The organism is Ferruginivarius sediminum (genome assembly GCF_003344765.1).
Classification (GTDB): Bacteria; Pseudomonadota; Alphaproteobacteria; order Kiloniellales; family Rhodovibrionaceae; genus Ferruginivarius; species Ferruginivarius sediminum.
This window is the reverse complement of the sequence record NZ_QPMH01000020.1, coordinates 23,506-48,250: the sequence shown is the minus strand read 5'-3', so window position 1 is coordinate 48,250 and position 24,745 is coordinate 23,506. Positions and strand designations below refer to the sequence as shown.

Below are 24,745 nucleotides of genomic sequence, written 5' to 3'. Positions count from 1 at the left end.
ACCCCCCATTCCGCCTTGCCCGTTGACACCCGTGCCCTCCCCCGCTTACTTCGCGGCGCCAAGGCAGCCCACATCCTCCAGAGAGGTCCAGCAAGATGATCCCGCGTTACAGCCGGCCCGAGATGACACGCATCTGGGAGCCGGAGAATCGCTTTCGTATCTGGTTCGAGATCGAGGCGCACGCCTGCGATGCGCAGGCGGAGCTGGGCGTGATTCCAAAGGCCGCCGCCAAGGCCGTCTGGGAAAAGGGCGCTTTCGAGGTCGAGCGGATCGACGAGATCGAGCGGGAAACCCGGCACGATGTCATCGCCTTCCTCACCAACCTCGCCGAACACGTCGGCGAGCCGGCGCGCTTCGTGCACCAGGGGATGACCTCGTCGGATGTCCTGGACACCTGCCTTGCCGTGCAGTTGACGCAGGCCGCCGACCTGCTCCTGGCGGATCTGGACCGTCTGCTGGCCGCCTTGAAGACCCGCGCGCACGAGCACAAGGACACCGTCTGCATCGGGCGCAGCCACGGCATCCACGCCGAGCCGACAACCTTCGGCCTGAAGCTCGCGGGGCACTACGCCGCCTTCAAGCGCGGGCGCCGTCGCCTGGAAGCGGCGCGGGAGGAGATTGCCACCTGCGCCATCTCGGGCGCGGTCGGCACCTTCGCGAACATCGATCCCTACGTGGAAGAATACGTCGCCCAGCAACTTGGCCTGAAGCCAGAGCCGATCTCCACCCAGGTCATCCCCCGCGACCGGCACGCCGCCTTCTTTGCGGCGATGGGCGTCGTCGCGAGTTCCATCGAGAACCTGGCCACCGAGATCCGCCACCTGCAACGTACCGAGGTGCGGGAGGCCGAGGAATACTTCGCCAAGGGCCAGAAGGGCTCATCGGCGATGCCGCACAAGCGCAACCCGATCCTGACCGAGAACCTGACGGGTCTGGCCCGCACCGTCCGCGCCGCCGTCACGCCGGCGCTGGAGAACGTGACGCTGTGGCACGAGCGGGACATCTCGCACTCGTCGGTGGAGCGTGTCTTCGCGCCCGATGCCACGATCACACTGGACTTCGCCCTTACCCGTCTTGCCGGCGTCGTGGAAAAACTGCTCGTCTATCCGGATGCCATGCAAGCCAACCTCGACCGCCTTGGCGGGCTGGTGTTCTCGCAGCGTGTGCTGCTTGCCCTGACGCAGGCCGGTGTCAGCCGGGAGGACGCCTATGTGCTCGTTCAGCGCAACGCCATGCGCGTCTGGCAGGAGGGCGCGGATTTCCTGACGCTCCTCAAGGCTGACGACGATGTGACCGCCAAGCTGGACCCGGCGACGCTGGAAGCTTGCTTCGACCCCGGCTATCACACCAAGCACGTCGGGGCGATTTTCGAGCGGGTTTTCGAAACGGATTAGCAGCACCAGGCCGCTTGCCCCAGGCGGGAAGCTGGCCCGGGCCGGATGGGCGGCCCCCCTACCCCAGAACCGCGCGCAGGAAGGCCTGCGTGCGTTCGTTGCGGGGTTCGCTCAGCACCTGCGCGCCCGGCCCCTGCTCGACGATTCGCCCTCCCTCGATGAAAATAACGCGGTCGGCGAACTCCTTGGCGAAGCCCATTTCATGGGTCACGAGGATCATCGTGATGTCCTGCTCGCGGCCGATCTTGCGGATGGCGTTCAACACCTCCCCCACCAGTTCGGGGTCGAGGGCGGAGGTCACTTCGTCGAACAGCATCACGTCCGGCTGCATCGCCAGGGCGCGGGCGATGGCGACGCGCTGCTGCTGCCCGCCGGAGAGCTGCGAGGGGTGGCTGCCCTTCTTGTCGGCGAGGCCCACCATATCGAGCAGCTCTTCCGCCCGCGCCACGGCCTCGGCCCGTTTCATGCCGAGCACATGGATCGGCCCCTCGATCACGTTGCCGATGGCGGTCATGTGCGGGAACAGGTGGAAGTGCTGGAACACCATCGAGATATGGCTGCGCACCTTGCGCAGATGCTTCTGATCGGCAGACACCAGCCGGCCGTTCTTCCACATGTGATGCAGCGGCTCACCTTTCACATAGATCACGCCACCATCCGGCTGCTCCAGCGTCATCAACAGCCGCAGAAGCGTGGATTTCCCCGAACCGGAGGGGCCGATCACCGCAAGCTTCTCGTTCGGCGCGATGTCGAGGTCGAAGTCCCGCATCACCACGGTCTCGCCGAAGCGTTTGCTGACGTTCTCGAAACGGACGATCGGTTCGCTCATTCTTGGATTATCCCATGATCTTGCGGCGCAGCCACGCCTCGACGCGCCGGATGCCCACCATCGATACCAGGCTCAACACCAGGAAGATCGCGCCCACCAGCGTCATCGGCTCGACATAGCGGAAGGTCTCCGAGCCGACGATCTTGGCCTCCTGCATCATCTCGACGACGGCGATGGCGGAGAGCAGCGGGGTCTCCTTGAACATGGCAACGAGGTAGTTGCCGAGCGCCGGCACGACGGGCGGAATCGCCTGCGGCACGATGATGTCGCGGTATGTGCGGTAGGTGGAAAGGTTCAGCGCGACCGAAGCCTCCCACTGTCCGCGCGGAATGCTGTCCAGCCCAGCGCGATACACTTCCGAGCAATAGGTGGAGAAGTGCAGTCCCAGCCCCAGGATTCCGGCTACCAGAGCCGGCAGGACGACACCGAACTCGGGCAGCACGAAGTACAGGAAGTAGATCTGTACCAGAAGCGGCGTGGAGCGGATGAACTCCACCACGCCCGCAATCGGGTAAGACAGCAGCGGGTTCCGGCTGCGCCGCCCCAGCGCAAGCAGAAGGCCCAGCACGGCCGCGAAGACAAAGCCGATCAGCGTCGCCTCGATCGTGATGATCGCCGCGTCCAGGATGCGCGGCAGTATCTTCCAGGCGAACGCCCAGTCCCAGACGTTGTCGCTCATTTGATGCCTCCGCGCGCCAGGCCACGGCCGGTCCAGCGCTCGACAATGCGCATGACGCCGGTGATGACGAGGGCGATGGCCAGATAGAGGAACAGCACCAGAGTGAAGATCTCGACCGTCTGGAAGGTCTGGTCGTTAAGCTGCTTGGCGCGGAACGTCAGGTCGGAAATGGTGATCAGCGACACCAGCGCCGTTGCCTTCAACAGCTCGATGAAGAGGTTGCCCCAGGGCGGCACCATTGCCGGCAGCGCCTGCGGCACGATGATTCGCCGCATCGCCAGCCACTTCGACATGTTGAGCGCGATCGACGCCTCGTACTGGCCGCGCGGCACGGCCTGGATGGCGCCGCGAACCACCTCGCCGCCGTAAGCCCCGACATTGAGGCCGAGGGCGATCCAACCGACGGTGAAGGGGTCCAGGCTGATGCCGAAGAACGGCAGGACGAAGAACATCCAGAAAAGCTGCACCAGCGCCGAGGTGCCCCGAAAAATCTCGATATAAACCGACGCAACCGCCCTCACCGCCCACACGCCGGAAAGGCGCATCAGCCCCGAGACGAAGCCCATGAAAAGGGCGAGCAAAATCGCCAGAACGGTGATCTGCACCGTGATCCAGGCGCCATCCAGCAACGTTGGAAGGAAGCGCATGATGTCCATCGGCCGTGTCCCCCTTCTCGGCCGCCGACTCTATGATCAGGCACGTTCAAGGATCGCATCGGCGGGGAATAGCACCCCCGCCGCTGCGACGGCCTTCTGAACGCTCACCTGTCGACGCGAAAAGTCCCGGCTTAACCGCCCTGGCAAAGCTCTTTGGCAGTCGCATCACCCGGCAGGTTCGCCTCGGTGAAGCCGAACGGCTTGACGAGCGCCAAATGCTCTTCCGTACCGATGAACTCGGCGAGCTTCGTATTGAACTCCTCAAGCAGCGCGCTGTCGCCCTTGCGGAAGGCGAATCCGCCATAGCCCACGGCCTCCGGCGGCGTGTCGAAGTCCTTCACGCGCTCGACCGCGTCGCCGCCGCGCTGGGCCATCCGCTCGATCGACACCGAGGTCAGGGCCGCGGCGTCCACGCGCCCCGCGCGCACCGCCGCCAGCATGCTGGCCTGGTCGGGAAGCTGTTTGATCCGCTCGTCGGGGATGCCGGCGTCCCGGGCATAGCCCGCCTCGACCGCGCCGGCCATGACGCCCAGGGTCACGTCGTCCTTGTCGGCGACGTCCTGATAGCTGTGCAGGCCCTTCGGATTACCGGCGGACACCAGGAACGACTGCCCGATCTTATAGCTGGGATTGGAGAAATCGGCCTGCTTGCAGCGTTCGGGCGTGATGAACATACCAGCCGCGACGACGTCCCAACGCCCGGCGTTCAGGCCTGGCAGCAGCGAGGCCCATTCGGTCAGCACGCCGTCGAGTTGGTCGATACCGATGCTCTTGAAGACAGCGCGCGCGACCTCGGGCGACTCGCCGGTGAGACGCCCTTCCTCGTTGACATAGCCGTAGGGCACCTCGTTCGCAAAGGCCGCCTGGACGAAACCCTGGTCCTTGAGCTTCGCCAGCGTGCTCTCCGCTTGAGCGCCCGTCGCGAGCGCCGAAGTCGTCAGCGCTGCCACGGCCGCGACCGCAAATTTCGCGATGGTGTTCCGTTTCATTGCCATAACCTCCCCATCAGTTTCTCTCTGTCGGCCGCACTGATGCGCGGCACGGATGCCCGCCGCGCTAACCCGGTTTTCGGCGTCCCGATCGATCGCACGCGCGGCGCGCCGCCATGCGTGCGAAAATTCTTTCGTCTCACGACACTGGCTGGATAACCTGATGCATCAAGTTCGGATTTGCCCAATCAACTTTGCGTGGATACTACGCCGTTGATGTACAAACTGCCAGAGTTTCTACCAAAAGAAGAAGAGCGCCCTGCCATGTCCGACGACCCGCCATTCCCACCCGAGGAGTTCGAGAAGCGGCTGGCGCAGGTGCGCTGGCAGATGAGTGCCCGCAACCTGCAGGCACTGCTGATCACGAAGCCGGAGAACATCGACTATCTCTGCGGCCTCGATCATCAGGGCTTCTTCGCCTACCACGGCCTGGTCGTCGGCCCCGACGGACCGCTGACGCTCGTCACCCGGCGGATGGAACAGGTGACCATCGCCGACCAGATCCCGCAGGTGGAGTTCGTTGGCCACACGGACAGCGAGGATCCCGCCGCCGTTACCGCCGAAGTCCTGCGCAATCGCGGCCACAACCGGGATCGCATCGGCATCGAAACGGACAGCCACGCCTGCACGCCGGCGCGCTACGAAGCGATCCTACGCAACCTGCCCAATGCCGAGTGGGTGGACACGACATGGTTGGTCGATGAACTGCGTCTGGTGAAGTCGCCCTTGGAGGTTGCCCATCTGCGCGAGGCGGCCAAAGTGAGCGACGCGATGATGGAGGCCGCGCTGGAAACCGCGCGGCCCGGCGTGAACGAGAGGGAGGTCGCCGCCGAGGTGCACCGCGCCATGATTCTGGCCGGCGGCGAGAACCCGGGCTTTACGCCCTTCATCCGGCCGACCCCGCGCCTGAACCAGGAGCATACCACCTGGCGGAACCGCGAGCTGCGCGAGGGCGAGGCCTTGTTCGTGGAAATGGCTGGTTGTGTCAGGCGGTATCACGCGCCGCTGGGGCGGTTGATCCACTTCGGCACGCCACCGGCGGGAACCGAGCGGATCCGGGGTGTGTGCGTCGATGCCTTCAACGCCGTGGTGGATGCGATCAAGCCCGGCACCACGGCGGCCAAGGTTTACAAGGCCTGGCAGGACATCGTCGATGCAGCCGGTCTGCCGCACTACAGGCGCCATCACTGCGGCTATCTGGTGGGCCTTGCCTTCCCGCCAAGCTGGACCGGCGGCAGCACCGTGGTGGGCCTGCGCCACGACAGCGATCTGGTGCTGCAACCCGGCATGGCGTTCCACATCCTCTCCTGGCTTATGGGAACCGGCGAGGGCGACTACTTCGTCTCCAACACCGTCTTTCTGGGTGACGAGGGGGCGGAGGTCCTCACCCGCACACCGGCGCCGTAGGCGTTACGCACGCGCCTCGTCGGAAGGCACGCTGCGCGGGCGGCCGACATCGTCGATGGCGACATAGACGAGCGTGCCCTCGGTCACCTTGACGTTCGTGACGTCGTGCCGCCGGGTCGCCCAGGTTTCGACCTTGACCGTGATCGAGGTGTTTCCGACCTTCACGATACGGGCGTAACAGCTTACAAGGTCGCCGACATAGACCGGGCGGTGAAAGCGCACCGCGTCCATCGCCACGGTGGCGATCCGGCCCCTGGCACGCTCGCTCGCAGGAACGGACCCGGCAAGGTCCATCTGGGAAAGCACCCAGCCGCCGAAGATGTCCCCGTTGGGATTGGCATCGCCCGGCATGGCCAGCGTACGCAGGGCCGGCTCGATCGTCGGCGGTGTCTCGGTGTCGGTCATCCCTAGCCTCCGGTGCCGGCCGGACCGCGTGCGCGGCACGGCGCGCGTGGGTTCACAAAATATGGTGGAAGCCTGTAAGGCTCCTACTGCATCTGCTTGCCACGGGGCAAGGTCACGACCATAATGCAGCGGCCATGAGCGATCTATTCCAGACTGTCTCCGAAAGCAACGACGCCTACACCGCCAAGGACATCGAGGTCCTGGAGGGGCTTGAGCCGGTGCGCCGGCGTCCCGGCATGTATGTCGGCGGCACCGACGAGAAGGCGCTGCACCATCTGGTGGCCGAGCTGCTCGACAACGCGATGGACGAGGCCGTCGCGGGCCACGCCACGCGAATCGAGATCGAGTTGGAGCCCGGCAACCGTCTGACGGTGCGCGACAACGGGCGCGGCATCCCGGTGGACCCGCACCCCAAGTTCAAGGACAAGTCGGCGCTGGAGGTGATCTTCACCACCCTGCATTCCGGCGCCAAGTTCGCGAACAAGGCCTACGCCACCGCCGGCGGCCTGCATGGCGTGGGCGTTTCCGTCGTGAACGCCCTGGCCGAGACCTTGGCCGTGGAGGTCGCCCGCGACCGCCACCTGTGGCGCCAGCAGTTCGCCAAGGGCACGCCGCAGGGGCCGTTGGAAGACCTGGGCGCGGTTCAGAACCGTCGCGGCACCACCGTCACCTTCGTGCCGGACGCGACGATCTTCGGCCACGCCGGGTTCCGCCCGGCGATTCTGTACCGGATGGCGCGGTCGAAGGCCTATCTGTTCAAGGGCGTTGAGATTCGCTGGCGCTGCGCGCCGGAACTGATCGGCGAGAGCGAGCGCGAGGTCTGCCCGCCGCAGGCCACGCTGCACTACCCCGGCGGCCTGCGCGACGCGCTGCAGGCGCAACTGGCCGAACGCAAGACCATCACGCCGGAGCCCTTTGCCGGTCAGGCAGAGTTCCCCGACGGCGCCGGGCGCGTCGAATGGGCGGTGACGTGGCCCGCCGACGAGGAAGGCTTCGCCAGCAGCTACTGCAACACCGTGCCCACGCCGCAGGGTGGCACCCACGAGGCCGGCCTGCGCAACGCCCTATTGCGCGGCATCAAGACCTACGGCGAGATCGTTTCCAACAAGAAGGCGCAGCAGGTGACCGGCGAGGACCTGCTGGGCGGTGCCTGCGCCCTGCTCTCCGTCTTCATTCGCGAGCCGCAGTTCCAGGGTCAGACGAAGGAACGGCTGGCGACGGCGGAGGCACAGCGGCTGGTCGAAACTGCGGTCAAGGACTACTTCGACCACTGGCTGGCCGCCCATCCCGAACGCAGCCGCGCACTCCTGGAACGCGTCGTCGAGCGCGCCGAGGAGCGTCAGCGCAAGCGCAAGGAAAAGGAGCTGAAGCGCCAGTCGGCTACGCGAAGGCTGCGCCTGCCGGGCAAGCTGGCCGACTGTTCGCGCAACCGCTCCGACGGCACCGAGGTGTTCCTGGTCGAGGGCGATTCCGCCGGCGGGTCGGCCAAGCAGGCGCGCAACCGCGAGACCCAGGCCGTGCTGCCCCTGCGCGGCAAGATCCTGAACGTCGCCAGCGCGTCGGTCGACAAGCTGCGCGCCAACCAGGAGCTGAACGACATCATCCAGGCCCTGGGCACGGACACGCGCGGCAAGTTCGACGTCGACAAGCTGCGCTACGAGCGCATCATCATCATGTGCGACGCCGACGTCGACGGCGCGCACATCGCCTCGCTGCTTATGACGTTCTTCTACCGGGAGATGCCGGGGCTGATCGAGTCGGGCCGGCTCTATCTGGCGCAGCCGCCGCTCTATCGCCTCAGCCAGGGCGGTCAGGTGGTCTATGCCCGCGACGACGCCCATAAGGAAGAACTGCTCGACAGTCACTTCAAGGGCCGCGGCAAGGTGGAAGTCAGCCGGTTCAAGGGCCTGGGCGAGATGCCGCCGGCGCAGCTCAAGGCGACGACGATGAATCCGGAGAAGCGCACACTGCTGCGCGTGACAATCGCGGATCACGAATCGCCGGACCCACAGGTGGACCAGCGCGAAGCCGCTCAGATCGTCGAACGCCTGATGGGTCGCAAACCCGAAATGCGCTTCGCATTCATTCAGGAACGGGCGAAGTTCCTGGATGAGGATGCGCTGGACGTATAGGCGTTGCACGAACTGCCATAGGCCGCTCTTCCCAAATCCACACTTCAGCCCCTCCCCGTCATAGCGGCGCTCCCTTGGCCATGGGATACCTGAACAAGCCGATGCTTGAACTTGACATGGTTGAGCGCGCTGGCCATACGCGAGGCTTCTCAGGCTCGCCTCGCGCAGCAATTCGGCTCCCTTGATTCTGGCGGTTTGAAGACCGGATGCGGCGTAGCGATGGGACAACGGACGCATGCTGGTAGATTTCAATGACGTGCAGGACGAGGCCATATTCGATGCCGATGTCTGCGTTGTAGGCGGTGGCGTTGCCGGGATCACGCTTGCGCGCGCTCTGAAGGAGACCGGATGCGAGGTGTGTCTCCTGGAGAGCGGCGGTTTCGATTTCGATCACAGGACCCAGTCGCTGTACGACGGCGACGTGGTGGGGCGCACCTACCATCCGCTCTCTGAATCCCGGCTGCGCTTCTTCGGCGGCACCACCGCCATATGGGGCGGACGCTGCGCGCCTCTCGATCCGATCGACTTCGTCCAACGGCCCGGCATTCCGGACACCGGATGGCCGCTCACGCACGCCGACCTCGCCCACTACTACCGCCGGGCCGCCGAGGCGTTCGAACTTCCTTACAGAACGTTCGATGAAAGCCTGTGGACTGAGCTCAACACCGACCCGCCAAAATTCGACCAAAACCGCGTGCGCACCGGATTCTGGCAGTTCGACGACGCCTATTGGCGCTTCGGTATCGCCAATTCCAGCGACCTGACGGGTGCCGCACGGGTCCGGGTTGTCGTCCACGCCAACGTTGTCGAAATCGAAACCGACGAAACCGCCGGTCATGTCACAGGTCTTCGGCTTGCCTCCCTGAACGGACGGCGCGGCCGGGCACGGGCCCGCGCTTACGTGCTGGCATGCGGGGGAATCGAAAACGCCCGCCTGCTGCTTGCTTCAAACCGTGTCGCCAAGAACGGGCTCGGCAACGATCACGACATCGTCGGCCGGTACTTCATGGAGCATCCCCGGGCACGCATTGCGAAACTGGAGTTGGACGATCCAGCCACCTTCTGGGCGACTTTCCGTAAACAATTCGCCCGCGGCGGCCGCAAGCTGATACCCGTGCTGCGACTGTCGGAGCACGTCCAACGCCAAGCTGGTGTCCTGAACACGGCGGCAACGGTGAAATTCCAGCGCGCGCCGATGAGAGGCGTCCCGATATCCCAGGCAGTCTACACGACGCTTCGCAAGCACGGCACACCGAACCGGGCGATGCGCCGGCTTTGGCGCCTCTACCGTCAGGGCAACGACGCGCTGCAGGCCTGGGGAGAACGTCCGTTACGCCGTACGCAACTCAATCGTGGGATCGGATCCCTTTACCTGATTGCCCGCGCCGAGCAAGCGCCGAACCCGGAAAGCCGGGTCCTCTTGACGCGCGAGAGGGACACGCTCGACCTGCCGAAAGTCGCGCTTGATTGGCAACTTTCCGAAGTTGACGGTCGCACGCTCCGGATGCTGGTCGAGACAATGGATGACGAACTGCGCCGGCTCCGACTCGGCCGGGCGCACCCCATGGACTGGCTCGCCGAAAGCGACGTGGACTGGCCCGTCGATCCCACGATCGGCCGCCACCCGATCGGCGGTTATCATCATATGGGCACGACACGCATGGCTACGGACCCGCGACGCGGGGTCGTCGACGTCGATGCAAGGGTTCATTTGGTCGACAATTTGTACGTTGCAGGCAGCTCGGTTTTCCCGACCAGCGGATGGGCCAATCCAACCATGACCATCGTGGCGTTAACCCTTCGCCTGGCGGATTCCATCACAGCGGCTTTGAAGCCCTGAAGGCCGCCCTCTGATTGACCTGTCTATCGAGACCCGGGCAGGCTGACGCATCGCTTCCGTGGCCTCGATTGCCGGATTCGGCTGTTCAAGAAATCGGCTCCCCTTCTCATTTCTTTTGTTGCTTATGAGTATTTCTGCGGCTTTGTCGGAAACCTTTTTTATCGATTTTTTTACTATACCAGGGCAATCGCGCATCAGTTATAATATTCCAGGGGATGGGCTCTTGCCGCTTGGGCGCGCTTACCTGCCGATTCGACTGAGGAAAGCGAATTCGCCATGCCAGAGAAGTTCTGGAACATAGATATGGTCAAGGGACGGCAGGCGCTGTCCCTTTTACCGAGGCGATCCGACGGTTCCGGGCAGGTCGATTGGGGCGAAACCGAAGTCGCGCTGATCGATACCGGCTATACCGAGCATCCGGTGATGGGGCCGTGGCAGGAGGGGAAGAGCCCGATTGTCCGTGTCGATGACGGGCTGAACCTCATGGAGCGCGGCGCGCGGGCGCAGGACTCGCTGGACTACGAGGGCACGCCGGGCCATGGAACGCGTGTCGCCAGCGTGCTTTGCGGCAATCTGCCCGGCAGCTTCGTCGGACTTGCGCCGGGTCTTTCGATGATCCCGTATCGCGCCTTCAACCACGTCGTCATTTCCTCCAAGCATGCGCGCAAGCGTATTGCCGAATCAATTCGCCACGCCGTCGACATCAGCGCGGCCGAGGTCATCTCCATGAGCTTCGGCTTTCCGCAGATGAGCCTGTTCGCGCAGCGTCACCTGGGCGAAGCGGTGGATCATGCCTATGACCGGGGCATCATCATGGTCTGCGCCGGCGGCCAGATCGTCGACCGCGTCACCTATCCCGGCAAGTTCTCCCGCACCATCGGCGTCGGCGGCGTGACGCCGAAGCGGCGGGTCTGGTTCCGCTACGACAAGTCGATGGCAAAGCGCTCCATCGACATCTGGGCGCCGGCCGACGATGTCCTGCGCGCGAACAGTATGCTGCGCGACGGAGAAGTCGTTCCGGATGCGAACGGACCCGGAGACGGTACCTCATACGCGACCGTCCACGTGGCGGCGGCCGCAGCGATGTGGCTGCGCCGCCGCGAGGACGAACTGGATGAGGCGTACCCCGAACCCTGGCAGCGCGTGGAAGCGTTCCGAAACATTCTCACCGAAACCAGCCAGGACGTCGCCGGCGATTATTGGCCGGAGCGAAGCCGGGGCATCCTCGATATCGAAGCGCTCCTGAAAGCCAATCTACCCGATCCCGGCAAACTGAAACGCGAAGACCGCAAGGCCGCCGACGAGATATTTTGACACTGGACTGCGGGGTCAGGCGTGACCCGTTCGACTGCATGGCCGCTAGCGGCGGGTAGTATCGACGCGATACACCACCGCTTTCGCCAAAGCTATCGCGCGAAATACTCCGGCGCCGTCTCCGAGATGGTAGCGTAGGCACCAAGGCAGAATTCCAGCCAGCCCCGGATGTAGTCGCAGGCAAGACGTCCGCGCTTGTCGACTTCGTGATAGCAGCCGCCGCCGCAGAGGTAGCGCGCCCAGCAGCTTCGGCACGGCTCCTGCCTGTCCACATGGCGCGCCGCCAGGTGCGCGCGGCGCGCGTCGATATTGCTACCGGCCGTATCGCCCATCGCATAGGCATCGTCGTCCACCAGCCGGTGGCAGGCGTAAAGCTCACCCTCAGCGTTCGCGCTCAGATAGCCAGCGCCCGCGCCGCAGGGATACGGACGGTGCGTGCCACGATGGATCTCTGTCAAAGCGGTCTCGAAGTTGCTGAAAGGATAGCGCTCGCCCCGCAGCGCCGCGTCCCGCGCCTTCTCTCCACAGGCGATCATCTCCGCCAGGAAACGGTCGAAGTCGGCCTTGTCGAACGCAAGGCTCGGGTCCGGGGACTGCGTCACAGCGGAGAAGCCGGCGTCGTCGAAGCCCAGGTCCAGTAGATGGTCCAGGCTTGGCAACAACTCGCCGCTTTTCGGCGTCACCGTCGCGCGGGCGGAGAGATGGCGCGGGCGGCCGACGCGCGCCACCGTCTCCAGCCCCTGGCGGACCCGGCCATAGCTGTCGCCGCTTCGCCCGCGCATCGGACGCAGCTTGTTGTTCACCTCGCGCGGGCCATCGATGCTGACTTGCACGGTGAAGCCGTGATCGCGGAACAGCGCCGCATCCTCCTCCCGCAGCAGCGTCAGGTTGGTAGTGATCGAAAAGCCCACCTGACGGCCGGCCTTCGCGCCCTGCTCCGCCGCGTAAGCGGTGGCACCATGTACAAGGTCGCGGCGCAGCAGCGGCTCGCCCCCCATGAACCCGACGACGATGCGCCCGCCCGGTTCGGACTCCGCGATCAGGCGGTCGATCACCTCCTTCGCGGTGTCCAGCGTCATCCCGCGCGGCTTGCCGCCGAAGCGACCCTCGTCAGCGTAGCAATAGCCGCAGCCCAGGTTGCACGCCTGCGCGACGTTGAGCGAGATCGCCCGCAGCGGCGGCGGCTCCGCACCCTCGGGTCCGATGTAGCGCGCCTGGCCGGGCGAAACCTGGTCCAACAGCGCCTCGATGCCGCTCCTATCGCCGGCGGTCAGGTCACGCTCCAGGCGCGTCGCGAGATCGTCGGGAATGTCGTAGAGCCGGCTGCCGTCCACGACGAAAAGGTGGTTGCCGACCGCGCTGCGCACGACACGCGCGTCCGGGTGCCAGGGACCGGCATGGGCGGCAGGCGCCGCGGCCTCGCTCAGCGGGTCTTCGATCACGCTCATGCCTGCCGTTCCCCGGTCATGATGGCGGCGCTGCGCTCGGCCAGCGCGGCGATGGTCAGCGCCGGATTGCGGCCGATCGGGCGCGGAATGACGGCCCCGTCGGCGACGTAGAGGTTCGGGTGGCCGAACACCTCGCCGCAATGATCCACCACACCGCCGGTCGCGCTGTCGGCCATGGCGCAGCCGCCCAGCGGGTGGACGCTGGTCAGCCACTTGAACCACCGCCAGAACGGCGGGACCTTTGCGCGCCCGCCTTCGACCTCCGACAATCGTTTGTGGGTCTCGACGATGGCATCAAAGACCGCGCGGGACTCCTTTACGTTCCAGTCGAGTTTCACCGACTTGCGCCACGGGGCCAGCATGGGCCGGCCCAGCCGCAGGCGTCCGTCGCCGGCATCGACGCCCTCGCCGAGCCACAGCATGACACGATCGGCCGGGTTCATCTCGTCCAGGCCGCGCCGCAAGCGGTCCCGGAAGAAGCGCGCGAACCAGGTACCGCCAAGCCGCGCTGACAGGGCGTTCAGCAGCACGTTGGGAAAGCCGTCGTCCTCGACGTAGAAACGCTGCCCGCCAATCTCGCCGTCCATGAAATTGAGGCCGGAGGCGATCAGCGGCCCGATGCCCTGGTTGACCTTGACGCTTTCCGGATAGAAGGCCGGCGTCATGAAGTTGGCGTTCGGACTCCAGGACTCACCCAGGCGTTCGCTGACGTTCGGCAAGGTGCCGTGCTGGTCGCGGCAGCGTAGCAAAAGCTCCGTCGTGCCGAGCGAACCGGCCGCCAGAACGACCTTGTCCGCCGTTGCCGATCCGGACGTCAGGCCGCCGTCCTCGACGCACTGCCAGTGCACCTTGTAGCCGCTGCCCGCCGGTTCGACGAGACGGACCGTGTGCAGCGGCCGCACCTCCGCGCCCTTCGCCTCGGCGGCCGCCAGATAGTTGAAGTCCAGGGTGTTCTTGGCCTTGACGTCGCAGCCGATGTGGCAGTTGCCAAGGTGGACGCAGGTCGCCTGGGTCACGCCCTGCGCGTTGGTGAAATGGCGGGCGTGCCTGGGATCGATCGGATCGGGCTGGTCATAGGTATAGTGGGGGTCGAAGGCCACCGCGAGCGGCACCCGCTCATAGCGCTCGGCGTAGCCCAGACGCTCCGCCGCGCGCCGCAGAATGGCGGCGCGATCGGTCTCCTGCCCCTGGGGCAGCGTCTGCGCGTCCAGCATCCGGCGGGCGCGGTCGTAATAGGGTGCAAGCGCGCCGGCAGTGACCTCCTCCGGCCAACCGGATTCGAAGCGCTCGTCGTCGGCCGCCATGACGACACTGGCATAGCTCAGCGAGCCGCCGCCAACGCCAGCGCCTTGCGCCACCATCATGCCCTTGAAGAACCGCATGTCCAGCCAGCCGTTGCAGCGGTCCGGCCTGCGGTCGTCGAAGAACCAGGGGTCGGTCACGGTGCGCGGATAGGTTTCCGGCGTCCAGCGCCGGCCGCGCTCCAGCACCAGCACCCGCGCGCCCGATTCGGCCAGGCGGCAGGCCGTGACGGCGCCGCCGAAGCCCGAGCCGACGACGATGGCATCGTAGTCCGCCATAAGTGGTGCCCATCCCCCCGGATGTACGCAGGCTGCGTCGCCGCGACTGTGATAACTCTACCACCGGCTGCGGGCGCTGCACAGCGCACCAACGCTACCCGCAAAGTACGAGGCCCAACGAGCCCAAAGTGGCCACGGATGCGATGACCAGCGTCGCAAGCGACAGCAACGTCACCCACCATGGGGTTGCCCGCTTGTCCACCCGTTCGTCCTCGCGCGGGGGACCCAGCTCCACCGCCAGCATCGGCCCCGACAGCAGCCCGCGCAGCCGCCGACGCCAGTGGTCCGCCGACGCCGGGTCGGCAATCACCCAGACGGTGCGGCTCTCTGCCAGCTTCCGAGGCAGGCTTTCATCGGGAAGCGCGGCGCCCACGTCATCGACGATGATCACATTCGCCAGCAGCGGTGGTAGCGGCTCAGTCTTCGCCCGCTCCTCCCCGCTCTGCTCCATGGCGAGGGCATCCACCAGAGCGGCCTGGGAGAGATAGCGCACCGTCGTATCGCGCACCGTCAAGCCGGACCCGATGGCCGAGGCCAGCGTGGTCTTGCGGCTGCGCCCCGGGCCCGAGACAATTACGTGCCGTGCGGCGTCCTCGCGATCGTAGGTAAAAGCCTCGACCCCCTGGATCGCCGCCTTCCGGCCGCCATCGTCGCCGTCGCCGGACTCGGTGACCTGGAACGCGCCGACGAGATTGCCGGCAAAATTCGGCAGACGGAAGAAGTATGGCAGCGCGGCGGTGTCGAAGCGCAGCTTCTGCGTGTTGAAATGTCCGCCCAGCCAGAAGATACCCACTACGGCATAGGCGATGGCAATGGCGAACAGCACATAAAGCGGCCAGTCCTTTGCCGCCGTGCTGACTGCCAGGAACAGGGCAAGCAGCGTCCCGACGTTCCAGAAGTAGTTGTCGGTAAAACCGTCGGCGCGCGTCTCCCGCTCGTGCGCTTCGGTGATTTCGAAAATGTGCCCGGCGCGGGTCAGGTCAACCGCATAGTCGGTTGCGTCCTTGAGCGCCGGAATGACCGCGAACAGCAGCGCCCACCACGGGCTCATGCCAAGCTCCATCGCGCCGTGCCCCAGCAGCGTCGTGCCCGCGAAGCCCATCATGGCGTGCGCCATCTGGTTGGAGTTCCAGGTATAGATTGCCGTATAGTCCTCATAGACGTCGGAGCCGAAGAGTGTCGTCGGCTTCATCGCGTGTCCTCCCGGATCGGCCGCGCGTGCAAAAAATATTCGATATTCACCATACATCAGGTGGGGCGCAAACCCGAACCGCCCTCCGCAACCGAGGCCGGCGGGCCGGGCACATTCCCGCGAATCGGGTAGCGAGCAGAGCATTTTTGCATCATAGTGGTTGCGCTTCGGACGGTCCGGTACCGCCGCCGTCCAGGGGGTCTTCACAATGCAGCGCCGGTTCGTCTCGACACACGGGCTGGCAAGGCAACGTCCTCATACGGATGCAGGGGGTCCGATGGGCGATAAGGCTATGCGCCCGGAGGTGCGGTCCGTGGGCCGCGACTCGTACGGTCCGTGCTCCCTGCCCAAGCGCTTCGGGGAGCGGCAGGCATGCTGAAACGGATCTGGCTGGTCCAGCCCATGGCCTTCGCCCGCGTCGGCGGATCGTCCACACCGCTGCGCAATTATTACTGGAGTACGCCAGACCTGTCGCCCCACGGCTCAGGCCGCACGCGCGTCGTCGCCGCGGAGAGCCTGGAGGTCGCCGAGGACGGGACCGTCAGCGCCGTGCCGCCACCGGAAAACGGCGAGATCGTCTTCAAGGACGACGAGGGTATCCGCCCCGCCTGCCCTTTCTTCGAACTGCACGGTGAGTGGGACGGCGGCTCGGGCCCGATCACGCACGACGTACTGGCACGGAACGGCTTGTCGCTCGCGGACGTCACCTGGGACGTTCATCAGGCCAACCACAAGGCCTTTCACCTGACGGGCGCGGAAGGCGACAAGATCGAGTCCCGGATCCAGGTTGCCGGCAACGATCACGCCATCAAGCGGCTGGAGGGCACACCCCCGGCGGGGGCCGATAACCCGATCCTTCTGGACGGCAAGCACATCCTCCAGGGGCGCGTGCAGGTGACGAGGCCCACCGAGGACTTTCCGGGCCTGCGCCTGCGCTTCTATGCCCCGCCGGGCCACGCCTTCGCGCCAAGCAACTTCTGGGACCGCCTGGACGAGGATCCGAGCATCCTGCGCGATCCCGGCGAGTGGGTGCTGGCCAAGGCGCTGGGCCACTTTTTCGGCCGTGACTGGAGCGACTTCGACATTCCCGACGAACGACTGATCGTCAATCCGGATTCACCTTGGCCGAAGTTCGGCCTGCTGCAATTCGACGACCTGCCGGAGAAACTGGTCGACCTGCTGCCGCACCTGGGCGAGGCCAAGGCCGTCAGCAGCGCGGCGGACCAGAGCGAGCTGCTGCGCACTGTCGCCGGGCCGACGGCGGACGTCGGCAACCTGCCGCCGGGCCTTTTCGCCTACACCGTCGGACCGAACGCCGTGCAGGACGGCTTGGGCATGGTCGACGACATGAGCGATGGCATCATCACCTGCCATATCAGGGGCGTGGGCAAGGCCTATGCCCGCGTTGCCGTGTCGCCGCCGCACTTTGCCCCGGACCGCCGGCAGCCGGTGTCGCTGGCCGACGGTCTGGCTGACCGCGTGATGCGCGGCGACGTGCGCAGCCCGGACTGGACGGCCGACCCAGAAAGATGGGAAGCCACCCGCGCGTCCGTCAACGACCTGCTGGAGCGCGCCTACGAAACCGCCGGACTGGCCAACATCGACGTCTGGAACAACTGGTTCATCGAGGAGAACTCGACCGATGCCAAGGATCCGGACAGCACGGTCACGCCGGAGCAGGCGGCGGCCATGCTGTGGAACACGGATAACGTACCCTCGGTCGAGGACCTGCCGCTGACCGCTATCGGCCGTCGCCGGCACCGCCGCAACACGGCGACCGAGTTCTTCGACGACCTTGCCCGCGAGAACCCGGACCTGATCGAGCAGTGGATCCGCACGCCGGGCGAGCCGAAGCATCTCTACGACAAGCGCATGCCGGCGGTGATGCGCGGCGCCGACCGCTATCCTTTCCACATCACACGCCGACAGTACGACGAGATGAAGGCCTGGGCCGCCAAGCTGAACGCCGATGCCAAGGCCGCTCAGTCGGACGGCGCCAATTCAGACGAGAACGATTAAGGGGTTGGGGACATCCGATGAGCGATCAGAGCCAAGACAATCCCTACAGGATCTTTCCGCGCAACCTGACAGCCCACGCCGCCGAGATCGTCCGCGGGAACCCGGTCAACACGCGCCCCGAAAGCGGCGTCGACAACTCGCACCCGGGTCTTGAATTCGACCAGCGCATGATGAGCCGTGCCTTCTTCCCGGGTCTCGTATTCGATTTCCAGTACGGCATCGGCGCAAAGCTGGTCGAGATCCGGCCCGAGGTGTTCACGCACCCCTACGACCTCGAGGCGAAGGACGTGCCCGCCGACAGCGAGGACGCCAAGAAGGCGCTGTGGCTGTGGTACATCGGCGGCCGTTTCGGCGGGAACCCGGACAAGCACGTCCTGAAAGACCTCTATGGCCGCGACGGCTACAATGTCGTGCGCGCCGTCACCGACCTGGAGGACGACACCATCGTCGTGGTGTTCGGCAAGCAGCCCGACGAACTGGACATGCCGAGCGCCAAGGTATGGCTGCGCCGCTTCCTCGATCCCAAGCGCCTGATCGACGGCTTCAAGGACTCGCTCTTCGGCGCGGATGACGGGCTGGAGCTTGGCGGCATCCTGCGGGACGACGACGGCGAGGTGCAGATCGGCGTGCTGGTCGGCCCGCGCGCCAAGTACCTGAATGAAGAGGGCGTGATCGACCCCGACCTGGTCGCGGCCGGCGAACTGACGCAGAGCCTGTGCTCGCCCTGGCAGTGGGATTTCGCCGATTGCGGCTGCTACTACTGGGCCGGCAGCAAGCCGGACATCGTGAAGCCGCCGCAGGAGGAGAGCGGGCCGGATATCCCGGAGACGCTCTGCCCCTCCGACGACCAGATGAACCAGCAATCGCTGAATTTCCAGCGCGACCGCTCCAAGCCGGTGCCCGACAAGCCCGCCACCACGCCCGAGGCATGGCACGAGAACGAGATGAGCCAGCCGGACATGGTGCAGCACTGGGAGACGCTGCCCTTCGTCCTGGACGAGCGGGAGACCTCGGTTTACCGCCCCACCGTGCTACCCGATATCGATGACGCGTGGGACCGCGAAAAGGTGCGCGAGGAACTGGCGGTGGTTGCCACGGCCGAGCACGCGCTCTGCGTCGAATACCTCTACGCCATGTACTCCCTGAAGGCGCCGCCAATCCCGGCGCAGCGGCGCTATGGGCAGTCGCCGCTGGAACTGCCGCGCGACCTGGCCGAGGCCGACGAGGAATCGCGGATATTCGCTGCCTCGCACGAGATTTTCATGATCGCGGTCGAGGAGATGCGCCATCTTCGCTGGGCCAATGAGGCGCTGATGCTGTTGGGCGGCGAGCCGACCATGGACCGCGCCGAGGTGATCGGACGGCAGCCGACGCAGCAGCAGCTCCCCTTCAAGCTGGCGCCGCTGACCCGCAAGCAGCTCGACGACTTCATCTCGGTGGAGAAGTCCAGCCCGTTCTTCGCCGAACCGGAGCCGACCAGCCTGGACGGCATCTATACGCACATGCAGGTCAGCATCCAGAAACGGCCGCAGGACTATCCCGAGCCCGGCCTGCAAGAAAAGCTGCTGCAACTCATCAAGCTCATCATCGACGAGGGCGTCAGCCACTACGAGCGCTTTTGCCGCGTGCGCCGCGCGCTGGACGACATCGACGAGGCCGACTACCTCGCCGTCACGACCGAGCCACGCCGGGCAACCGAGGAGCACTATGCCGTCCTGCAGGACCTCGCCGACGCCTACTACGACACCCTGTTGCGGGGTGTCGGTCTGACCCTGCTACAGGGCAACGCCTCGCGGGGCGTGCTGCTGGAGCAGGCGCGGCGGTCGATGTACAACCTGCACGACACAGCCTACAGGCTGGCGCGCGGCGGCTATGGCGTGCTGTTCACCCTGCCGCAGTGGCTCATTGTCGGCCGCACGCCCGACGGCGCCCCCCTGCCCTTCGACCCGGAGGGCACGAAGGATGCGTTGCGTCAGACGGAGGCGCTGGCGAAGCCGGCCGAGGCGCCGCTTGCCAAGCTGGAACAGAGCACCGACCCGGAAACCCGCAAGGCGATGGAGCAGCACCGCAGCACGCTTGACGAGATGGTGGCCGGCATCCGGCGCATCCTGAGCTGAGCCGGCCGCACACGCCTGCGGCAGGAGGCGCATGGTCGCAAGAACCTTGGCGGCGCCCGTCACGATCCACGGCCGCGGTCCGGCCGGCCTGACGGCGGCGCGGCTGCTGTCGCGCAGCGGCTTTACCTGCCGGCTGGCGGGACCCGCGTCGGCTGGTGGGCCGACGACGCTGCTGAACCCCGGAACTTGCCGCCTTCTGGGCGAGTTGTGGGGCATTGCGCTAGATGCCCTGCCATCCCGCTACCGCCTTCGGTATCGCGCGGTTCATCCCCCCGCCCCCGAATCGCCGGCAGTGGTTGAGCAGCATAGCCTTGTCGTGGAGGGCGCGGCGCTCGGCGGCTTCCTGGAACAACGCCTATTCACGGAATACCCAAACATCGAGGCCGTCGAAGAGGACGCGGATGCGGACGGCTGGCACCTGCTGGCAACCGGCCGTGCGCTGCGCGATGGCGCCCTTGGCACCGATATCGCGGTGGAGCGGGTCGGCCGTGCCCGCTGCGCCGCCGTCGAGGTTCAGCCCAGCGCCGGGTTTTCAGCGGACCGCGCCACCTTCGAGGCGGTGCCGGGCGGCTGGCTGTTTTTGATGCCGACAGGCCCGAAGAGCGCCATCTTGCAGGCACAACAGGATAAGCCGGAACCGGACACTGATCTTGTTATCGCGAACCTGGCGCAAAGCAAGGCGGTGCGGCCGCTCGTCGGCAACCTTACCACCACGCCCCGAACGTTCGAGGCGATGCCCAGGCTCAGCCGTCCCCGCGCGGGAAGCGGCTGGCTTGCCGTCGGTGACGCGGCGATGGCGCTGCCTCCCGTGACGGGCGATGGAGTCGGCAACGGCCTGCGTACCGCCATCCTGGCAACGGCCGTCCTCCGCGCCCTTCGCCGGGGCGAGCCCGAGAGCGCCGTGCTGGCGCACTACGAAAGGCGTTTGGAGCAGGCCTTCGACAAGATGGCGCAGCGCACGGGCCATCGTTCGAGCGGGACGGATAGTCAGCCGAACGAAGTCCCTTATCGCCTGCACGGCCTTGACCTTGTGCGCACCGGAGCATAGCCGCGCTCGTACCACCGACCAGGAAGGATGCGGCGTCAGGCAAGCAACGCGCCTGCTTCCATGCGAATCCCCTCGGCGACGCGGTCCGCGAGCGCCATGACGGTGAGGTAGGGATTCACTTCCGAGGACTTCGGGAACAGGCTGGAATCCGCGCAGAACAGCCACGGAATACCGTGTACGCGTCCCCAGGCGTCGGTCACGGAATCCTCGGGCGATGTCCCCATGCGGCAGCCGCCCATCATGTGCGCGGCGGAGATGGGAATCCGGCCCAGTTCGAAGTGCTGATCCCCCACGAGCGTATCGAGATCGCCGGCCATCGAGGCGTCGATCATGGGCTCGGCGGCGGCGGGTAAATGGATGCGCCGCGCCCCGGCGGCGAAGAAGATATCGCCCGCCACCTTCTGGGCCTTCACCAGTCCGGCGCGCACACTGTCCGCGAAGTTGTAGTGGACCTTTGGCTCGCCATCGCCGTCCACCTCGATCCGGTTCTCGCGTAGGGCCGGATCGCCCGCCAGGACCAGGATCATCTGCAACTTGCGGAAGTCCTCAAGGAAGGCCGAGTGCGCCTCGCCAAAGGTCGCGATATTTTTCGCCGTCGTGAACGGGAAGTACATGCAGGTTTCAAGGATAAAGTGGTCCGAGCGTTCGAAATCGTCGCAGTAGTAGGTTTTAGGGAAGCCGTAATAGTTCGTGATTGGTTGGTCGTGCTGGGCAATCAGTGTCAGTGCCGGATGGCAGGTAAAATAACGTCCCAGCGCGGGAAAGCGCCCCGGCAGGCTGGAGCGCAGCAGCAACGCCGAGGTATTGACGGCACCGCCACAGACAACGATGACCTTGGCGTGGATGCGGTAGGGACCAGGCTCCCACTCGGGCGGCAGGCCGAAGGGAAACGGCTCGATGCGGGCGTCGACGTAGCGCTCGCCGATGCGCTCGACGCGGCAGTGCGTGACGATCTCGACGCCCTGCGCCTCCGCCTCCGGTAACTGCACCCGGTTGGTGCCCTGCTTTGCCTGGTTCGGGCAGCCCATATTGCACATGCCCGAGCCCTGGCATCCCTTGATGTTGACCGGAAATTTCCTGACGTTGAGCCCCAGCGCCCGACAGCCCTGTGCGAACAGGCCATTGTTCTCGTTGATGAGGCCGTCGTCCAGTTCGTGGACGTTGTTCTCCGCCTTGTACTTCGCGGTGCGCGCGGCGATGTCGCCATGGCTCAGCCCCGGCACCGCCCAGGCATCGGCGACGTGCGCGGGCAGATCGATAGACGTGCCCGTGTAAACCATGGTGGAGCCGCCGTAACCGCGCCCGAAGGCCAGGGTCATGTCGCGACTCTCCGTCAGGAAGCCACCGGAGGCAAAGTAGACCTTGCCGGCCATCCGCAGTTCGTCGCCATTGAACTCGGAATCCCGAAACCGCGGCCCCCACTCCAGCACCGCGATCCGCTTGCCTTCCCGGCAAAGCGGTGCCAGCTCGCGCGCAACCGTGCCTCCGCCCGCCCCGGCACCGATGATGAGAACGTCGTAGTGCCGCTCGTTCATCCCAGATACTCGTTGCCGTGGTGCAAGGACGGAGTGTAGTGAATTTCTTTCGCGATATCCGCCTGTCCATAATACCCCATGAAAACCAAGGTCTTCAGGCCCCAGAAACCGGCGCGAATCACTTTCAGCGGCGCGGCTTCCAGGAAAGCGAGAAAGCGGTCCTGCGCACTTTCGGGCATGCGCTCGAACGGCCGCAGGTAGCGTAGCGCGGGCAACCAACGAATGACGAAAAGGAACAGCCGGACCTGCAACCGCTCCATCCCGCTTCGCCGACGGAGCATCAACCGGATGGTCATGCGCAGTCGGCGGCGCTGCGCCGCGTTCAGGTCCCGGGCTTCGGGCACCATGCGCGTGGCCAGATGCTGGAGGAAAGCGGCCTGCCTGTCGCTGAAGACCTTCTTATTGTCCGCCATCGCCACCTCACCGGATTGGCGCATCCGTCTCAGCGTGTCGAGGCTCGCCCGCTGAGTGCCGTCAGCGTGTTGTGGTCGAGGCCGCCGGGCACCACCTCGATCATGCGCGAGGGATCGGTCCGGTCGCGCACGCGTCCACGCAGGACATCGCGGACCTCCGCCGTCCGGAACAGCTTGTCGATCTCGACAGCACCAGTCGCGACACCCTCTTCGTCGCCGCTGTCCGGCCCCATCTCCAGGCGGGCGATATCTTCCGGATGCGCTTCAAGCCATTCCGCCAGGATGGGCCAGCGCATCGACAGGATTGTCCACAGCGCCAGTTTGTCCAGGTCGGTGAACTGCTCAAGCAGCAGGTCGGTGGCCTGGTTCATGCCATAGGCCATGACGAGACGCTTCATCGCCCGCGGATTCGGTTCCAAGAGCGGGCCGAACTTCGCCAGGCGGTGGCGCGTCACCTGCAACTCAACGTCCGGCGCGGCCAGCCGCACCACGGCCGCGCGGGCGAACGCCGAGCGGACATCCGCGCTTTGCTCGCCGACGCTGCGGACGATATCGCCCTCTGTGGCGAACTGACCGACGCTCTCGCGGGCGTCCTCCTGCTTCTCTTTCTCCCTGGCCTGCTCCCCTGCCGGCGCAAGGCCGAGCATGACCCGCAGATACTGCTCCTGGTCCTCGCGCCGCAACGGTGGAACGGCCACGGACATCTGGAAGGTCTTTTCCAGGAACAGGAAGCCCAGTGGCTTGCCCGGCTCCGCAACGCTCGGCGTGAAATCCTCGTAAACCCGCTCGAAACTCCGGTGCACCCACTTGCGATCCGCCGCCACGACAAAAACGATAGGGGCCGCGCGGAACAGGGTCTGGACGCCTTCCAGGAAACGGACGACGAACTCGCTATCGCACCGGTCGAGATCGTCGACCAGGATTACCACCGGCACGGATAAGCGTTTGACAAAGCGTTCGATGTGACGTTGCAGGCGCAGCAACGGATCGTTGCGTCCGCCGACATAGCGCGCCGCCGCCTCTTCCGGCTTCGGGAATAGAACCCCGAAAAATGTCACGCAAGCGGCGAAGAGACCGCCGACAATGCCGATCGCCCCGGCAAGTGACTTCAGATCCTTCAGGAACTCCGTGCCCGGGCTTTCCTTCAGCGCCCATCCGACGAGAATCGCACCAATAAGGATCGCGACCGGCCCGGCAAGAAGCTTCAGGGAATTCACCGTCCAGATCTTGAACAGGAAACGTCGCAAAACGAGACCGAACGCGCGCAGCACATCGCCCTGCGCGATCAGGGAGCGGAAGACCTGCGACGACACCGCGCCCAGCAACGGCCACCAGGGCGGATTGACGTGCTGATACTGCCAGGCGTTGAAATCGACAGTCAGGAACGGCTCTTCCGCAACGGCATCACCGCCCTCGCCGGGAAACGGTTTGTGACGCTCGGCCAGCACGTCGCGCATGAAGTTCAGGATCGACGTCTTGCCGGACCCCCAGGGGCCGTGCAAATGGATAAGCAGCGGTGCATCGGGTTCGCCCGCGCGCATTGCCCGGATCCGCCGCGCCAGAGCCTCGGCGAAGGCGGCCCGCCCGAGTTCGTCCTGTTGCGCCGGCGTATCGCTGACCGTGGGCGTTGAATCGAACTGCTGAGAGCGTCTGCGCCAGAGCCGAAATCCGTCCTCGCTCAGGATACGCTCAAGCGCGCGGTCGCGGTCATCCAATCCCGTACCCGGTTCGCTGGGTTCCATTGCCGC

General features: G+C 65.7%; 19 protein-coding genes. 8 read left to right on the top strand and 11 right to left on the bottom strand.

Annotation, left to right across the window (positions count from 1 at the left end):
* Positions 1-95: 95 nt before the first annotated feature.
* Positions 96-1,394, top strand: a complete 1,299-nt coding sequence (gene purB, locus DRB17_RS16395) for an adenylosuccinate lyase (RefSeq protein ID WP_114583309.1) — start codon at positions 96-98, stop codon at positions 1,392-1,394.
* Between the two features lie 58 nt (positions 1,395-1,452).
* Here the strand turns inward: purB and ehuA are convergent, their stop codons facing one another.
* The 4 genes from ehuA to ehuB form a co-directional block, all read right to left on the bottom strand.
* Positions 1,453-2,223: an ectoine/hydroxyectoine ABC transporter ATP-binding protein EhuA gene (gene ehuA / locus DRB17_RS16390; RefSeq protein ID WP_114583308.1), complete on the bottom strand. Its 771-nt coding sequence runs from the start codon at positions 2,221-2,223 to the stop codon at positions 1,453-1,455.
* Between the two features lie 7 nt (positions 2,224-2,230).
* Positions 2,231-2,902 (bottom strand): ectoine/hydroxyectoine ABC transporter permease subunit EhuD, encoded by a 672-nt coding sequence (gene ehuD / locus DRB17_RS16385; RefSeq protein ID WP_114583307.1) that lies wholly within the window; start codon positions 2,900-2,902, stop codon positions 2,231-2,233.
* Positions 2,899-3,549, bottom strand: coding sequence for an ectoine/hydroxyectoine ABC transporter permease subunit EhuC (gene ehuC / locus DRB17_RS16380; protein ID WP_206607922.1), 651 nt, complete (start codon positions 3,547-3,549; stop codon positions 2,899-2,901). Before ehuC ends, ehuD begins: the two co-directional genes overlap by 4 nt.
* 140 nt (positions 3,550-3,689) lie before the next feature.
* On the bottom strand, positions 3,690-4,547 hold the full coding sequence (ehuB, locus tag DRB17_RS16375) for an ectoine/hydroxyectoine ABC transporter substrate-binding protein EhuB (RefSeq protein WP_114583305.1): 858 nt from the start codon (positions 4,545-4,547) through the stop codon (positions 3,690-3,692).
* Positions 4,548-4,811: 264 nt separating this feature from the next.
* Here ehuB and DRB17_RS16370 point away from each other — a divergent pair, with 264 nt between their 5' ends.
* Positions 4,812-5,954, top strand: a complete 1,143-nt coding sequence (locus DRB17_RS16370) for a M24 family metallopeptidase (RefSeq protein ID WP_114583304.1) — start codon at positions 4,812-4,814, stop codon at positions 5,952-5,954.
* 3 nt (positions 5,955-5,957) lie between these two features.
* Here DRB17_RS16370 and DRB17_RS16365 read toward each other — a convergent pair whose 3' ends face one another.
* Positions 5,958-6,359, bottom strand: a complete 402-nt coding sequence (locus tag DRB17_RS16365; protein WP_114583303.1) for an acyl-CoA thioesterase — start codon at positions 6,357-6,359, stop codon at positions 5,958-5,960.
* Between the two features lie 134 nt (positions 6,360-6,493).
* On the opposite strand from DRB17_RS16365, the gene parE reads away from it, so the two are divergent.
* The 3 genes from parE to DRB17_RS16350 all read left to right on the top strand — a co-directional run bounded on the left by parE (position 6,494) and on the right by DRB17_RS16350 (position 11,645).
* Positions 6,494-8,491 carry a DNA topoisomerase IV subunit B gene (parE, locus tag DRB17_RS16360; protein WP_114583302.1) on the top strand — a complete coding sequence of 666 codons (1,998 nt, stop codon included), beginning with the start codon at positions 6,494-6,496 and terminating at the stop codon, positions 8,489-8,491.
* Between the two features lie 235 nt (positions 8,492-8,726).
* Complete coding sequence (locus DRB17_RS16355; RefSeq protein ID WP_114583301.1) at positions 8,727-10,331, top strand: FAD-dependent oxidoreductase; 1,605 nt, start codon at positions 8,727-8,729, stop codon at positions 10,329-10,331.
* Between the two features lie 276 nt (positions 10,332-10,607).
* Positions 10,608-11,645 carry a S8/S53 family peptidase gene (locus DRB17_RS16350; protein ID WP_114583300.1) on the top strand — a complete coding sequence of 346 codons (1,038 nt, stop codon included), beginning with the start codon at positions 10,608-10,610 and terminating at the stop codon, positions 11,643-11,645.
* Positions 11,646-11,737: 92 nt separating this feature from the next.
* Here DRB17_RS16350 and DRB17_RS16345 read toward each other — a convergent pair whose 3' ends face one another.
* The 3 genes from DRB17_RS16345 to DRB17_RS16335 form a co-directional block, all read right to left on the bottom strand.
* A complete protein-coding gene (locus DRB17_RS16345; protein WP_114583299.1) occupies positions 11,738-13,093 on the bottom strand; it encodes a radical SAM/SPASM domain-containing protein in 1,356 nt (451 codons plus the stop codon).
* A complete protein-coding gene (locus DRB17_RS16340) occupies positions 13,090-14,673 on the bottom strand; it encodes a GMC oxidoreductase (protein ID WP_114583298.1) in 1,584 nt (527 codons plus the stop codon). Before DRB17_RS16340 ends, DRB17_RS16345 begins: the two co-directional genes overlap by 4 nt.
* Before the next feature lie 94 nt (positions 14,674-14,767).
* Positions 14,768-15,865, bottom strand: coding sequence for an ATP-binding protein (locus DRB17_RS16335; RefSeq protein WP_161958863.1), 1,098 nt, complete (start codon positions 15,863-15,865; stop codon positions 14,768-14,770).
* Positions 15,866-16,237: 372 nt separating this feature from the next.
* Here DRB17_RS16335 and DRB17_RS16330 point away from each other — a divergent pair, with 372 nt between their 5' ends.
* The 3 genes from DRB17_RS16330 to DRB17_RS16320 are packed head-to-tail and all read left to right on the top strand — an operon-like array spanning position 16,238 to position 21,049.
* A complete protein-coding gene (locus DRB17_RS16330; protein WP_114583296.1) occupies positions 16,238-17,884 on the top strand; it encodes a hypothetical protein in 1,647 nt (548 codons plus the stop codon).
* A 17-nt stretch (positions 17,885-17,901) separates the two neighbouring features.
* On the top strand, positions 17,902-20,001 hold the full coding sequence (locus DRB17_RS16325; protein ID WP_114583295.1) for a ferritin-like domain-containing protein: 2,100 nt from the start codon (positions 17,902-17,904) through the stop codon (positions 19,999-20,001).
* Positions 20,002-20,032: 31 nt separating this feature from the next.
* Positions 20,033-21,049 (top strand): FAD-dependent monooxygenase family protein, encoded by a 1,017-nt coding sequence (locus DRB17_RS16320; RefSeq protein ID WP_114583294.1) that lies wholly within the window; start codon positions 20,033-20,035, stop codon positions 21,047-21,049.
* 35 nt (positions 21,050-21,084) lie between these two features.
* Here DRB17_RS16320 and DRB17_RS16315 read toward each other — a convergent pair whose 3' ends face one another.
* Genes DRB17_RS16315 through DRB17_RS16305 form a run of 3 tightly spaced genes read right to left on the bottom strand, consistent with a single transcriptional unit; the run spans position 21,085 to position 24,739 of the window.
* A complete protein-coding gene (locus DRB17_RS16315; RefSeq protein WP_114583293.1) occupies positions 21,085-22,584 on the bottom strand; it encodes a GMC family oxidoreductase N-terminal domain-containing protein in 1,500 nt (499 codons plus the stop codon).
* Positions 22,581-23,003 carry a hypothetical protein gene (locus DRB17_RS16310; protein ID WP_147274932.1) on the bottom strand — a complete coding sequence of 141 codons (423 nt, stop codon included), beginning with the start codon at positions 23,001-23,003 and terminating at the stop codon, positions 22,581-22,583. Before DRB17_RS16310 ends, DRB17_RS16315 begins: the two co-directional genes overlap by 4 nt.
* A gap of 23 nt (positions 23,004-23,026) precedes the next feature.
* A complete protein-coding gene (locus tag DRB17_RS16305) occupies positions 23,027-24,739 on the bottom strand; it encodes a KAP family P-loop NTPase fold protein (protein WP_114583291.1) in 1,713 nt (570 codons plus the stop codon).
* Positions 24,740-24,745 lie beyond the last annotated feature (6 nt).

Coding starts and splice junctions, on each gene's coding strand:
- DRB17_RS16325 (WP_114583295.1), top strand. CDS start 17,902: ATGAGCGATCAGAGCCAAGACAATCCCTACAGGATCTTTCCGCGCAAC.
- DRB17_RS16305 (WP_114583291.1), bottom strand. CDS start 24,739: ATGGAACCCAGCGAACCGGGTACGGGATTGGATGACCGCGACCGCGCG.
- DRB17_RS16320 (WP_114583294.1), top strand. CDS start 20,033: ATGGTCGCAAGAACCTTGGCGGCGCCCGTCACGATCCACGGCCGCGGT.
- DRB17_RS16335 (WP_161958863.1), bottom strand. CDS start 15,865: ATGAAGCCGACGACACTCTTCGGCTCCGACGTCTATGAGGACTATACG.
- DRB17_RS16355 (WP_114583301.1), top strand. CDS start 8,727: ATGCTGGTAGATTTCAATGACGTGCAGGACGAGGCCATATTCGATGCC.
- ehuA (WP_114583308.1), bottom strand. CDS start 2,223: ATGAGCGAACCGATCGTCCGTTTCGAGAACGTCAGCAAACGCTTCGGC.
- DRB17_RS16315 (WP_114583293.1), bottom strand. CDS start 22,584: ATGAACGAGCGGCACTACGACGTTCTCATCATCGGTGCCGGGGCGGGC.
- parE (WP_114583302.1), top strand. CDS start 6,494: ATGAGCGATCTATTCCAGACTGTCTCCGAAAGCAACGACGCCTACACC.
- DRB17_RS16365 (WP_114583303.1), bottom strand. CDS start 6,359: ATGACCGACACCGAGACACCGCCGACGATCGAGCCGGCCCTGCGTACG.
- DRB17_RS16330 (WP_114583296.1), top strand. CDS start 16,238: ATGCTGAAACGGATCTGGCTGGTCCAGCCCATGGCCTTCGCCCGCGTC.
- ehuD (WP_114583307.1), bottom strand. CDS start 2,902: ATGAGCGACAACGTCTGGGACTGGGCGTTCGCCTGGAAGATACTGCCG.
- DRB17_RS16350 (WP_114583300.1), top strand. CDS start 10,608: ATGCCAGAGAAGTTCTGGAACATAGATATGGTCAAGGGACGGCAGGCG.
- purB (WP_114583309.1), top strand. CDS start 96: ATGATCCCGCGTTACAGCCGGCCCGAGATGACACGCATCTGGGAGCCG.
- DRB17_RS16345 (WP_114583299.1), bottom strand. CDS start 13,093: ATGAGCGTGATCGAAGACCCGCTGAGCGAGGCCGCGGCGCCTGCCGCC.
- ehuC (WP_206607922.1), bottom strand. CDS start 3,549: ATGCGCTTCCTTCCAACGTTGCTGGATGGCGCCTGGATCACGGTGCAG.
- DRB17_RS16370 (WP_114583304.1), top strand. CDS start 4,812: ATGTCCGACGACCCGCCATTCCCACCCGAGGAGTTCGAGAAGCGGCTG.
- DRB17_RS16340 (WP_114583298.1), bottom strand. CDS start 14,673: ATGGCGGACTACGATGCCATCGTCGTCGGCTCGGGCTTCGGCGGCGCC.
- ehuB (WP_114583305.1), bottom strand. CDS start 4,547: ATGAAACGGAACACCATCGCGAAATTTGCGGTCGCGGCCGTGGCAGCG.